Origin of the sequence: Clostridium sp. C105KSO13, assembly GCF_001517425.1 — a bacterium.
Lineage (GTDB): Bacteria > Bacillota > Clostridia > Lachnospirales > Lachnospiraceae > Muricomes.
In genome coordinates this window covers 118,925-132,980 of the sequence record NZ_FBWL01000170.1, presented here as the reverse complement: position 1 = coordinate 132,980, position 14,056 = coordinate 118,925, and the positions used below count along the sequence as shown (strand labels likewise).

General features: G+C 44.8%; 8 protein-coding genes. 2 read left to right on the top strand and 6 right to left on the bottom strand.

Annotated elements, in window-relative coordinates; all coding sequences use genetic code 11:
- Positions 1-2: 2 nt before the first annotated feature.
- From BN3456_RS12925 to BN3456_RS12905, 5 genes are all read right to left on the bottom strand, one after another.
- Positions 3-872 carry a DUF4097 family beta strand repeat-containing protein gene (locus BN3456_RS12925; RefSeq protein ID WP_089984694.1) on the bottom strand — a complete coding sequence of 290 codons (870 nt, stop codon included), beginning with the start codon at positions 870-872 and terminating at the stop codon, positions 3-5.
- Between the two features lie 3 nt (positions 873-875).
- Positions 876-1,538 carry a DUF1700 domain-containing protein gene (locus tag BN3456_RS12920; RefSeq protein WP_089984693.1) on the bottom strand — a complete coding sequence of 221 codons (663 nt, stop codon included), beginning with the start codon at positions 1,536-1,538 and terminating at the stop codon, positions 876-878.
- Complete coding sequence (locus BN3456_RS12915) at positions 1,535-1,858, bottom strand: PadR family transcriptional regulator (RefSeq protein ID WP_089984691.1); 324 nt, start codon at positions 1,856-1,858, stop codon at positions 1,535-1,537. Before BN3456_RS12915 ends, BN3456_RS12920 begins: the two co-directional genes overlap by 4 nt.
- Before the next feature lie 233 nt (positions 1,859-2,091).
- Positions 2,092-5,718 carry a helicase-exonuclease AddAB subunit AddA gene (gene addA, locus BN3456_RS12910; RefSeq protein ID WP_089984689.1) on the bottom strand — a complete coding sequence of 1,209 codons (3,627 nt, stop codon included), beginning with the start codon at positions 5,716-5,718 and terminating at the stop codon, positions 2,092-2,094.
- Complete coding sequence (locus BN3456_RS12905) at positions 5,699-9,052, bottom strand: PD-(D/E)XK nuclease family protein (protein WP_089984687.1); 3,354 nt, start codon at positions 9,050-9,052, stop codon at positions 5,699-5,701. The genes addA and BN3456_RS12905 overlap by 20 nt, the downstream gene beginning before the upstream one ends.
- A gap of 424 nt (positions 9,053-9,476) precedes the next feature.
- On the opposite strand from BN3456_RS12905, the gene abc-f reads away from it, so the two are divergent.
- Complete coding sequence (abc-f, locus tag BN3456_RS12900) at positions 9,477-10,955, top strand: ribosomal protection-like ABC-F family protein (protein ID WP_089984685.1); 1,479 nt, start codon at positions 9,477-9,479, stop codon at positions 10,953-10,955.
- Between the two features lie 228 nt (positions 10,956-11,183).
- Here the strand turns inward: abc-f and BN3456_RS12895 are convergent, their stop codons facing one another.
- Entirely contained in the window at positions 11,184-11,705 is a 522-nt protein-coding gene (locus BN3456_RS12895; protein ID WP_089984683.1) for an HTH domain-containing protein, read from the bottom strand.
- 83 nt (positions 11,706-11,788) lie between these two features.
- On the opposite strand from BN3456_RS12895, the gene BN3456_RS12890 reads away from it, so the two are divergent.
- Positions 11,789-14,056, top strand: a complete 2,268-nt coding sequence (locus tag BN3456_RS12890) for an ATP-binding cassette domain-containing protein (RefSeq protein ID WP_089984681.1) — start codon at positions 11,789-11,791, stop codon at positions 14,054-14,056.

The following is a 14,056-nucleotide window of genomic DNA, read 5'->3' as shown; positions in this document are numbered from 1 at the left end:
AGTTAAACTCCTTCTGAAAATGTAACGGCCACCCGGCCGATACCGCAGTCGATATCCATAAGTTTCCCAGTGCCATTGTCAATATTGCGCTCGCTTCCAAGGCCCGAATAGGTGTCGTCTCCCACTGTCAGTTCGCCAATTCCACATTCCAGTTGGTAATCGTAATCCTTCTGGTTCCCGTTTAATGACATTGCCAGCTCTCCGACACCGCATTTTATACTGGCATTTCTTGTGACGGTTCCGTTCAGAGTGCCCTTTCCTGCCCCGCATTCCACATCTAATTGGGCAGTCTCAAACTCCTTTACAACAGCTTCTCCGGCTCCCACACTAATATCCAGACTGTCAGCTTTAACGGCCTCTATCTTAAGTATGCCTGCTCCCATCTCAAAAGATGCCTCATTTAGTGTAATGTTTTCAGGAATCTGGATAACCAGATATCCTGTATTATTTCCGGCTGACTTGGGCCACCACCTGCTATTCTTGGTCTCTATGCTAAGCTCACCTTCATCGGTATCATACACCAGCTTGTCTTTTAACTTTGAATTGACCTGGCTTACATCTACTGTAATATCATTCCCGTCATAGGGTCTGACAACAACTTCCATATAGGACACATCCACGCTAAGTTCACTGATTCCCGAAAAGTTGGACACATTCTCAGCACTTCCCTGCACATACGTATCGTCGTCATAATCAAAATCATCGTCATCCCAGCTATGCCAGTATGACGCATATCTCGCAGTATCTGCTCCATAGGCATTGCCGATGGCTGAAAATGTAACTCCCATGGCAGCTCCGCCAATACAGAGTACCAATCCGATTCCTGCAATGCAGGCACACACAATCCAGAATATTTTCCATCCCCTTTTCATAAATTATGACACCTTCTTTCTTTGAAACGGCCACCGGCAGATTGATACGATACCTCTTATCAGTGCAGGATATACTACCACGCAGAGCTTCACGGCTGCCACTGTAGCAATCAGTCCCAGCACAAATACTACCAGACCCGATCCGCTTGTGAGAAGGGCCACCGGAAGTGCCGTCAAAAGCTTAGTAAGACCTGCTATGAAGAGAACAACCCCCGCTGCCATCAAGAGGACAGACCCAAGCACCAGTCCTGCAAACAGTCCGAATGCTGCACATACAAGCCCGATAACAATACCAACACAGCCAATTAGCAACGGCCATGCAAAAGGAATCACGGTCAGAGCAATTAAAATAATCAGCACAATCTTCAGTGCCCTGCTTGTTCTTGGGGGCGTCTTAATACTAAGTTCTCCCTTGCCGCCGGATTGATCATAACTGTATCCATTCTCGGTAAACTCCCCATGTTCCTTGCTTCCGTCTTTTAAATCTGCCTTAATTGTTGCTGCCACCTGCTCAGGGCTTCTCAGTTCACTGATGACCTGTGCTTCGTTCTCCACCCCGGCGTCCTCAAAATAATCCTGATAATATTGGAGAGCTGCCTGTCTCTCATCTACCGGAATCGCCATGAGCAGTTGTTCCAGTCTATACATAAATTCTTCTCGATTCAATGGTTAGCACCTCCCTCAAATATATCATGAATCTTCTTTGAATAACTCTTCCACTCGCCTTTATATAAACTCAGCTGTGCCATTCCTCTGTCAGTCACTTTATAATATCGCCTGTTCCTTCCGCCAAACTGCCTGTCATATACTTCCAGACACTCATCTTTCTGCAGCCGCCTTAGCACAGGATAAAGAGTGGATTCTGATACATCAATGGCACTGCGCACATCCTGGGTGATTTTATATCCGTAAGTGCCTTCATCCTTCTGCGACACAACTGCAAGAACAATTGCATCCAGCAATGCTGCTCCGGTGTTGAACACCATGTTATCACTCCTCCCTTATAATATTATGAGCCGGTATATATTGCTTATCCATTAATATTATTTATTTTTCTATATTATATTTCGTATAATATAATTTGTCAACTATTAATATTTCTCTCCTCCTGCATAGTTACACAAAAAAAGAACAGTTTTTAGACTTGCTCGGGTCCCATGGGGTTAAAATACCTTATGCCCCACAATACTATATGAATAAACGCTGCATTTTTTCCCCTTTATACCTGTATTTCCTCTCCCAGTGTAAAGGAGTAGATAATTTTTTCTTTTACCTCTTTTCCCACAAGCTGCTCCAGTGCCTGTGCATAATAATCCAGCTGTGCATGATATTTTTCCTTCAGCTCAAATCCGGATTTTACTTTGTCTGTTTTATAATCCAACACAACAAGCTGGCCGTCCTCTTCAAAGTAAACGTCAATAATTCCCTGAACCAGTATCATCTCTTCACTGTTTTCCTCCGGATAAATTTCATCGGCATCTATCCCAAGAACAAACGGCTGCTCTTTTCTCAGAAGATTGTGCAGTGCAGCCCGGCGCATGCGCCGCCCTCCGCTGCTTTGTAAAAATCCCAGGATGTCCCGGACATTAATACTCTCTGCCATTTCCCGGGAAAGCTTTCCCTCTGCCATAAGCCGGGCCGCCTTCTGTTCCAGGTATTCTTCATTATATTCCTCAGAAAAATCCAAAAGCTCCAGGAATTTGTGGTAGGCACTTCCCCGGGACGCACCGGTCAGCTTTGTTTCTTCACTTAAAAAACCGGGCAGAAGAGGGACGGCCTCCGGTTCCTCATACAGCACTTCCCCTGGTTCCTCGGATAAGAAGGCGTATTTTTTTAGCTCGGAAACGGTAAACTTCATCTTCCGCCGTCCTTCCTGTTCATAAGGATAAACATATTCCAGCTGTTCTTCCAATTTGGTGTGAAGCGGCTGATTATAAACAGTCTCCGTATTCCAGTGCTCCAGCACATCTCTGGCCAAATCTTCTGCCTGGCCTTCCATATCTTCGGCTGCTGCCGCCTGAACACTGTCTGCAACCCGTATCCGGAGGGGAACATTTTCAGACAGACTCGGAAGCACAGGCAAAAGCCAGTCGAGGAAGGAGTGTGCCCCTGCCAGCACATAATAAGGCAGAGGTGCACTTTTTTGCCCGGCCCCCGGCACCTTCTGTACCTGATATTTTTCAAGAGCTTTTGCCGCACCTGACAGGGTTCCTGTCATTATCAGTTTTTCTTTTGCACGGGTCATTGCCACATACAGCACCCTCAGTTCCTCCCCCAGACTTTCCCGTGTAACCTCCTCCTGAATCACTTTTTTCAATATTGTAGGAATTTTGGTCCTTTTTTCCAGGTCTATGGCATCAATGCCCACACCCCATTTGGGATGAATTACAATACTGCTTCTGATATCCTGGGTATTGAAATGTTTCCCCATACCGCACACAAACACAACGGGAAACTCCAGTCCTTTGCTCTTATGTATGGTCATAATACGAACCATATTCGACTGTTCGTCCGCAATATTTGCTTCCCCGTAATCCACATTATATTTATTCAGCTGTCCGATATAGCGCACAAAGTTAAAAAGTCCCTTATAGCTTGTGCCCTCAAAGGCCGATGCCTTTTCCACCAACATTTCCACATTTGCCGCTCGCTGCGCTCCTCCCGGCATTGCCGCAATGAAGGCCGCATACCCTGTATCCTCAATAATACGCCATAAAAGATCATGAATTGCAGTGTAGGGAACCATCTCCCTGAAGCCCTCAAGGGTCTCCAAAAATTCTTTCAGAATGCCCTGCAGGTTTCCTTCTTTGTCCTCAGCCTCTGCATATGCCTCCACCGCCTCGTAAAATGGCACCTCCGGGTATGCATTTCGGATATCTGCAAGCTGTGCCGCGTTAAGCCCCACAAAGGGAGATGTCAAAACAGCGGTCAGGGGCAGTTCCTGCATAAAATTATCCAGTATTTTCAGGTAATCCAGAAGTACACTGACTTCATACGTCTCAAAATACCCTTCTCTGCTGCCTGCATAAGCCGGAATTCCTTCTTCGGCCAATATCCTGGAAAATACATCTGCCCAACCCTTTATACTTCTGGATAAAATTACTATATCCCCATATTCCAAAGACCGGTATGTCCCTGCGGCTTTATCCAGTACACTTAAGGACTGCAGCAGCTCTTTGATACGGTGCGCTACTGCCCGGGCCTCCGTCTCTCTGGGGCCTTCCTGCATTCTTTCGGGTATTTCTGCGTCTTTTTCTTCTGCCTGCTCTGCTGTGTCCACAAGCAAAAGCTCTGTCTCATAAATAGACTTTCCTCTTTCGTCCGTCACTGGCTCGTAAGCCGCCCCTGGAAAAAGGGCTGCTTCCTGGTCATAGCGAATCCCACCCAGTTCTTTCCGCATAATGTGTGCAAAGATAAAGTTCACACTGTCCAGAACTTCTTCTCTGCTTCGGAAATTCCTGTGCAGATCAATACGCTGTCTGTCACTTTCCTCAAGACTGTAGGTGTCATACTTTTCCATAAACAATTCCGGCCTGGAAAGGCGGAACCGGTAAATACTCTGTTTTACGTCTCCGACCATAAAAATGTTATTTTGACCATTACTTGCCCTAGATACACTGGTCAAAATCGCTTCCTGAATCAGGTTGCTGTCCTGATACTCGTCAATCATAACCTCTGCAAATTGTTCCTGGTATTCCACTGCCGCCCCGGAAGGAACAAGCACACCTTCTCTATCCTCTGTCAGTATCTGCAGAGCAAATTGCTCCATATCGTTGAAGTCAATCATGTTCTTACTCTGCTTCATCTCTGAAAATGCGGTTCCAAAATCTTTTACAATATCCACCAGCACCTCCATTGTGGCGGCAGAGTCTGCCATGTCCTTAAAAATTTCTTCTGGCTCCTCGTAAAAGTACATGCCTGTAAGATCGCCGGCTATTTTTTTTGCCTTATCGCGGAGGGCTTTCACCTGTTCTTTTTTTCCAATATCTACCGTATCATCCTTCTTCCCGGACAACCGTTTCCATTTCATCCCCTGCACTGCATGGTACATTTCCTCAAAGCCTGCAGTCTTTGCCAGACTAGAAAACATCTTTTTATCCGACTCCAGCATATCCTCATACATATAAGGACCGTCGGACATACTGCATATCTTAAGCCCTTCATCCAGTATATCCAGTATATCCCCTGTCTTCTGCCTTACCAGCGCTTCCACCCAGCCGATACAGTCAGAACTTTCTCCCTTTTTGCTGTAACTTTTTACACAATCCTCCAGCCACAAATCCGGCTGTGGATAACTGCGGGAATATTCATAAAGCTGCAGGATAATCTCTTCTATCTTCTTATCATTGCGTCCTGTGCCGAATTTTTCTACAAATTCCAGAAAATTATTCTCCGCCTGAGCATAGCGTTCCTCCAGCAGCTTATCCAGAACATCCTGTTTCAGCAGTTTTAATTCTCCTTCTTCCCCAGTCCGGAAACCCGGATCAATATCCAGCATATGAAAATGATCCCGTATTACAGATAGACAAAAACTATGTATCGTCGTAATCTGTGCGCTGTGTATCAGCGTTGCCTGGTGCTGCAGGTGAACATTTTCCGGATGGTCCTCCAGGGACTTTTCCACAGCTTCCCGGATGCGCTCCTTCATTTCTGATGCAGCTGCCTCTGTAAACGTCACAATCAAAAGGTTATCCACATTGACCGGGTTTTTCTCATCCGTCAGCATACGGATAATTCTTTCTACCAGCACTGCCGTCTTTCCGGAACCGGCCGCCGCCGAAACCAAAATATTGCGGTTTCTCAAATGAATAACTTTTTGCTGTTCGTCAGTCCAGTTCATACCCATTTTTCTGCTCCTCCCCTGTCTGTTTCATTTTTTCCAAGACCTCTTCATTTCCAAGCTTCTCCATTGGCTGATATTTATAACCCCACAATCTCGAATCAAACCCACATATATCTTGGTAGGCACAATAATCACATCCGGTTTCCTTCCCCAGCTCATAGGGATAGGCCGCCGTCTCTCCGCTCAAAATGCGGGTCTTTAATTCCTTCTCTTTCCTCTTCGTGTAAGCCAAAAGGACTTCAAATTCTTCCGGTTCCAAAGTTCTGGAATTACGGCTGAGGCTCCCATCCTTGTTTCTTCCCACAGGAATCAGATTGGATTTTCCTCTCAAATCATGTTCCAGATGGCCAATTACTGCGTCATCCGAATTCACGAGCCCGTCCAGTTTCAGTTCCTTTAGAATTTTTTCCTCCAGCAGAGTCTCGTTGTTCTCTTTTTCCACAATTGGATCTTTCATCCGGTAATAGAAAATTCCCGCGGGAACCACTTCCTGCCCCGGATGTTTTTCCTGCTCAATTCCCATGGCCGCATTCAGATACACCGGAAGCTGCATCTGCAGTCCGTAATAGAAGGCGGTGATATCAAAACTTTTGGCACCGGTCTTATAATCCGTAACCTTTACGTAAATTTTATTTTCATCTGCACAGGTATCAATCCTGTCAATTTTCCCGCTGCCAAACTTCATCTCGTAGCCGCTGGGAATAAAATCCCCCTTTTTTAGCTGCTTAGTCAGGGCCCACACAGAGCGGTGGATTAATTTCTTAATGCGTGTAATCATATATTCATTGCGGGCGGTGCTGTAAAGAATGGTATTTCCATAGTCTGCAATGCTTTTTTCCACACTTTCTTCCACCCACCGGGCGCGCTGTGTTTCCTCCATCTCGGTCCAGGATACCTTTTCTGTCTGGGCCCTTCTGGAGAAGATTTCCATAGACCGATGGGCAATATTCCCCAAATCCATGGCCTCGAACTCATACTGCTTCCTGTCGGATAGCCGCAGCCCATAGGTCAGAAAATGTGCGTATGCACAGGAAGCAAAACGCTCCAGCCGGGTCACACTGAACCGGGACGGATCTCCGTACATCTGCGTGGCCGCTTCTTTTTGGATTCTGTCCGGCTCTTTTCTGAAAAATGCGGCGTCCAGTATCGGACCTACGTCTTTTTTCTTCGCATACCAGTTGTAAAGCTCTTTCCACTCTTGGGACAACCCCAGTCTCCTGTCCCGAAGCCCCTGCACCAGATAATCAGCCGCAGTTTTCTCCGTCAGTTCCCGCTCACATAAGTCCCTGGTTTCCTCATCCTGGATATGTAACAGCGGATAGAGCCTTCGGATATCCTGTATTAAATAAGCAGGGCGCAATGTCTTTCCTTCCATAGAAACCTTGGAGAAAGAAAGGGACAGATAGTCTGTGGGTTTTGTCAGGTTCATATATAGATAAAACTTCTGGATATACGTCTTTTCCTTCGCCCCGGGTGACAGGCTTATCTTCTGTTTTGCAAAATAATCCCTGTCCCGCTCGGTAAGCAGCCCTCCCGATGTAAGACTGCCTGGGAGTAATGTGTCATTGGCTCCCAGGAAAAACAGTGCTTTTATATCCTTTAGGCGGGTTCTCTCCACATCTCCCACAACAACCTGATCCAGGCTGGGCGGAATGACCCCCACTTTTGCTTCCTCCAATCCCGCATCCAGCAGCTCGCAGTACTCTTTTAAAGAGATTCTTTCGTCCCCCAAAAGTTCCACGAACTTGTCAAACAACTCTATGGTAATTCTGTAAACCTGCGCGTACTCTTTTGCCAGAGCCAATTCTCCCTGCTCCTGGAAATGATTTTCCATCTCTTTAAGCCGGGTCTGCATCTTCCGGCGCACCAAAAACTCATAAACCGCAGCTGTAACATCGCCTACTGTCTTGTATTTCTGTTTCAAAACCATCACCAGAGAATCTATCTGTTCGACGAACCGGATCCGCAGCCCGTTTAAGGCTGCCAGTGTCTCCTCATCCATACCGGAGGTGCGCCGCACCCATGCCGACTGCCATTTCTTGTAGCCTCTTAATCCCAGCGCCAGCACATAGTTTTCCATCATATCCACTTCTCTGCGGTCAAACCCGGTCATGCCGGTGCGCAGAAACCTAAATACGCTTTCATAGGAAAAATTCTGTTCCGCCATAGCCAGCAGGCTCCGCAGATACTCCACAAAAGCGTTGAGGAGAATACTTTTTTTATGATCCATAAACACAGGAATCCCATAGGCCTCACATGCCTTTTCCATGTGCACTGCGTAAGTTTTCAGGTCTCCTGCAATCACTGCAATGTCACGGTAACGGTACCCCTTTTCCCGAACCATGCGCCGAATCTGGGAAGCCACATACTCCGCCTCCCGTTTCGGGTTTGCTGCTGCATGTACCGTCAAGACCTCCTGTTCCTTCTCATACTGCTTTTTCGAATATCTGAAGAGATCCGATTCCAGAAACCCCAGCGCTTCATTATCCTTAAAACGGTATACCGGCCTGTTGTATAAACGTACATCATCATCGATCACCGTGCGGTGCTCCCCGGCAATCTTTACCAGCTCTGTAACCATCTGTTTACTCAGGGCAAATAGCTGATACGGATGGCGGTACACATAAGGGTCCTCCCGCCCATCCATCACCACAGTCACAATGACCTTCTCACAGGTCTCCATCAATTCCCCGAGAAGCTTATTCTGAACCGGTGTAAACCCGGTAAACCCGTCCAGCACCACCACACTTTTTTGTAGCAGTGAAGACTTTTTTGCCACGTCGCTTAACACGTCCAGCAATTCTTCCTTGGTAATATATTTGTCTGCAAGATAATTTTCAAAACCGTCGTAAACCTTTCCGATATCCTGGAGTTTATAATACAGATAGCTGTCCGGTATCAATTCCTCCATAAACTCGTCCAGTTCCTCCGGCCCGATTCCATATTGGGTAAACTCCGAGATGACAGATTTCACCTCACTGATATACCCCTGCTTCTTAAGATTCCCGCGCAAAACCCGCAGCTCTTCCCCATAAGCACCGGCTATCTTACGCAGAATCAGATTCTTACCCTCGTCGTCCAAAATCTGTTTCGTGTCGCCGCCAATCTCTTCAAAAACACGGTGGGCAAGCCTTCCAAAACTTAAAACATCAATATTCATAATCCCATGCCTGGGATGCATCATACACAAATCCTTCTGTGTCTGCATCGTAAACTGTTCCGGCACAAGCACCAGATAATTCATATCCGGTCTGTTCATAGATTCCTCAATAACCGTCTGGTATAGATAGTGAGACTTTCCCGCACCGGAATTTCCAAAAACAAACTGTAAAGACATAAAATACCTCCTGAAGTCTTCTCAAAGCGAACTTACATCAAAGAGGACTGTCCCCTTTGGCGGACTTTGATACCTTTTTTTCATTGTACCACATTTTTATGTGCTTTTCCCCGTTGACTTTTTTCTGCCTTTTTGTTATGATGTGACCAACTTAGAAAGATTGGAGATGAAAGAATGAAGATGTTTTCTTGCTAATAATTCATTGCATAACAAAAATATCCGGTCGGGTAGATCGGCTTATCTTTTGTTATGCTGTTGCAGGAAAGCTCATTCATTTTTCTTCTCATGACATATAGACTGCCGGGTTTTTGACCACTGATATAAAGAAACCCGCATATAGCTTTGTACCGCTATGGATATGTTATAAGAAGCCGCAGGAAATGACTTTTCTGCGGTTTTTATATATCCAAAGGAGGTATGTTTTATGTCTAGAATTCAAGTATCGAATTTAACTTTTGCTTATGGCGGCAGCTATGATAATATTTTTGAAAATGTATCCTTTCAGATTGACACCGACTGGAAACTAGGTTTTATTGGCAGAAACGGGAGGGGAAAGACAACTTTTTTAAATCTTTTGCTAGGAAAGTATGACTATAGCGGTACTATATCTGCAAGTACAGATTTCGAATATTTCCCTTATGAGGTAGAAAATCCCGATGCTATGACTTTATCTATTGTAGAATCCATCAATCCGGCAGCAGAGAACTGGCAGATCTTTCGGGAGTTAAACCTGCTGGATGTAGAAACGGAGATTCTCTACCGCCCCTTTTCTACCCTGAGCAACGGGGAGCGCACAAAGGTTTTGCTTGCCGCGCTGTTTTTGAGAGAGAATGGGTTTTTACTCATTGACGAGCCCACGAACCATCTGGATATACCGGCACGGGAAAAGGTGGCCCAGTATCTGAACTCCAAAAAAGGCTTTATACTTGTCTCCCATGACCGTATGTTTCTGGATGGCTGCATTGATCATGTGCTCTCCATAAACAAAAACAATATCGAGGTGCAGAAAGGGAACTTTTCTTCCTGGTATGCAAACAAGGAAGCACAGGATAGTCTGGAGCTGGAACAAAACGCCCGCCTTTCCCAGGATATCCGCAGACTGCAGGACTCTGCCAGACAAAGCGGCAAATGGTCGGATAAAATTGAAAAGACCAAAATAGGAACTCATGCCCCTGACAGAGGACACATCGGACATCAGGCTGCCAAAATGATGAAGCGTTCCAAGTCAATCGAAAAAAGAAGGCAAAATGCAATTTCGGAAAAAGAAAAGCTGCTGAAAAATATAGAATCGGCCGACAGTTTGAGGCTGAACCCCCTGACTTATCATACAGATGTGCTGCTGTCCATGGAAAATATCAGTATCTCCTATGGAAGCACTGACATCTGCCATGATATTAGCTTTTCAATACGACAGGGAGAGCGTATCTGCCTGAAGGGAAAGAATGGGAGTGGAAAAACCAGTCTGATTAAGCTTATACTCGGAGAGCCGGTCCCCTATAACGGTGACTTCCGTCTGGGTTCGGGCGTAAAGATTTCTTATATCTCTCAGGATACCTCCTGGCTAAAGGGAAACCTTGCCGATTTTGCCCGGATTCATCAGCTGGGCGATAGCGTTTTCAAAGCATTACTGCGGAAATTGGGATTTGACAGAATGCAGTTCGACAAAGACATCGAACAATTCAGCGAAGGGCAGAAGAAAAAAGTCCTTCTGGCAAAAAGCTTATGTGAACCGGCACACTTGTTCATCTGGGATGAACCTTTGAACTTTATCGATGTCCTCTCACGCATACAGATAGAAGAACTGATTATGGAATATAAACCGACAATGCTATTCGTAGAGCATGATGAAATGTTTCAGAAAAATATTTCTACACAGGTAGTAGAAGTTTCATATAAAATCTGATAATCTCATTGCCAGATATGTTAATTCAAGATGCAAAAGAACAACCGCCAAAGTGGTTGACTTGGATAAAAAGTTGAAAATTCACCCAGTCTGCCAGGACTTTTTGAGAGTAGTTTTTCTATGCACCAATGACTAATCAAGTCAAATGTGTAATATTTATACATGGTTTTATAAATATTACACATTATCCTATTCTGCTATTGGCGGGTCCTCGGCAATTGATACCATCTATTCATATTGCTTCAACATCTTTCTGGCGGATGCTACGATGTATTCTTTCATCTCCTGTGGTTCTATCACCTGTGCATCTTCCCCCATATTCATAAGAGAGTGAGCTGTAAATTCTATATCCCTCTCTCTGTTCCAAAATGCCAGGACTGATTTTAGGTTTTCTACTTGTGGTCTTACATCCCCGGGAAGACCTAGGAAAAGTTTTCTTGATGCAGATTTTATATCTACTTCGAAAGGCAATGACTTATAAAATTGTAGGGATTGGAAAGCAAAGAAGATTGCAAGTGCCTCATCCTCATTGAATATAATAGGCGGCAGCATTCTACCCTGCAAAGTCCGATAACCTCCGTTTCTCCCCTGTTCTGTATACAGAGGAACGCCCATATGGTCTAATTCCAGCAGATACCTGTGAGCGGTCCGCAGCGAGATTCCAAATTCTTCCGCCACATCATTTGCTGTAAATTTGCGTTTTGTATTCACATAATTGATCAGATCGAACAATTTTTCTGTTTTGCTCATTTCCCCTCCTATAACATGTCAGTACTTGTCATGGTTTTATTGTATACTGGTTTAACACACAATTCAACTTATAGGAGGCACATATGAGCAAAGAAAATATTATTGTTACTGGAGCGAAGGAAAAGAATTTAAATAATATATCTGTAATAATTCCCCAAAATCAGATTACTACAGTTGTCGGTGTTTCCGGCTCTGGAAAATCCGCCTTAGTGTTCGATACAATAGCCGCGGAATCACAGCGGCAGCTAAACGAGACTTATTCCAGCTTTATAAGAAGCCGCCTGCCCCATTATGGAAAACCAAATGTAGATACCATTTCCAATTTAGCCGTTTCCATTATTATCAATCAGAAAAAACTGGGTGACAACGCCCGTTCAACTGTGGGAACCGTCACAGATATCTACAGTCTGCTCCGGCTTTTGTTTTCAAGAGCAGGCACACCTTTTGCAGGCTATTCTGCTGTCTTTTCATTTAATAATCCACAGGGAATGTGTAAAGAGTGCCAGGGGCTTGGTGTTGTACAGGAGTTCAGGCTGGACAAGCTTTTAAATATGGATAAGTCCCTGAATGAAGGAGCAATCCGCTTTCCGACCTTTTATCCGGGAAGCTTCCGCTGGAAACGATACGTCCACACAGGACTCTTCGACAACGATAAGAAACTTAAAGACTATACCCGGCCGGAACTTGACACGTTGCTTTATAAATCTGGCTTTAAGCCTGAGCATCCGACAAAAGAATGGCCCTCTACTTCTTTATATGAGGGAGTGATTCCCAGAATAAAACGCTCATTTCTATCCAGGAACTGTCAGAGTGCAGCTTTACACCAAAAGGATATCGAGCAGATTGTAACGAAAAAAACCTGTCCAGTCTGTATGGGAGGACGGCTAAATTCTCAGGTACTAAATTGTAAAATAAATGGAAAAAATATTGCTGACTGTTCAAATATGACAATCACCACATTAATTGATTTCCTCAAAGAGTTCCAGAACCCTCATGCAAAGACAATCATTGAAGCCTTGCTGCAGCAGCTGACATTTGCTAAAAATGTAGGACTTGGCTATCTGACTCTGAATCGCTCAACCTCTACCTTGTCCGGGGGGGAATCACAGCGGATTAAAATGATCCGCCAATTGGGAAGCAGCCTGAATGGACTTATCTATATTTTTGATGAGCCCAGTACAGGACTCCACCCTGCTGATTTAAAGCGAATCAATCAGCTTTTCGTGCAGCTTAGAGATAAAGGGAACACAATACTCATTGTCGAGCATGATCCGGATATTATCCAAATTTCTGACTATATCATTGAAATGGGCCCACATTCTGGAAAAAATGGCGGGGAAGTTACCTTTATGGGCGATTATTCTGCTTTTTGTGCCTCTTCAACTTTAACATCACGCTGTTTTGCGATGCCTCATGTGTTAAAAGCAGGGCAACGGAAAATATCAGACTGGTTTCATGTTGAAAAGGCTTCTAAATTTAATTTACACGAAGTAAGTGTGGATGTACCCAAAGGGGTGATGACCATTGTAACAGGAGTAGCCGGCTCCGGTAAAAGCACCCTATTTGGCCAGATCTTTCCTGCATACTTCCCCGATTGCTGCATCATTGATCAGAAAGCCGTTTCGACAAATAAACGTTCAAATATTGCAACATTTGTGGATGCATTTGATAATATCCGTGAACTATTTGCAAGAGAGAACCATGTGGCAAGCTCCTGGTTTAGTTTCAACTCAAAAGGAGCCTGCCCCAATTGTAAAGGACTGGGCACTGCCGAACTTGACCTCGCTTTTATGGAAAGTGTAACCGATGTCTGTGAAGTCTGCAATGGAAAACGTTTTACAGAAAAAGTTTTAAAATATACATATCACAAAAAAACCATCAATGATATTTTGGCACTTAATATAGATGAGGCACTTGGGTTTTTCAATGACAAGTCGGTGCTTAAAAAGCTAACACCACTGAAAGAAGTCGGATTAGGATATTTGACCTTAGGACAGCCGCTGACAACACTTTCCGGCGGCGAACTTCAGCGCCTGAAGCTGGCTGTGGAATTAAAAGAACCTAAACCAATCTATGTCTTAGACGAGCCCACGACAGGACTGCACTTTACCGATATTCAGATACTGCTGAAAGTATTTGATGAGCTGATAGAATCAGGAAGTACGTTGATTGTAATTGAACACAATCTTGAAATGATGTGTCAGGCCGACTGGATTATTGACCTGGGTCCGGGAGCCGGGAGCCAGGGCGGTCAGGTTTTATTCCAGGGAGCGCCGGAGGAATTGCTAAAGTGTACCTCTTCCGTCACTGCAAAATGTCTGAAAGAATATCTCACCACAAGCAACCGATAA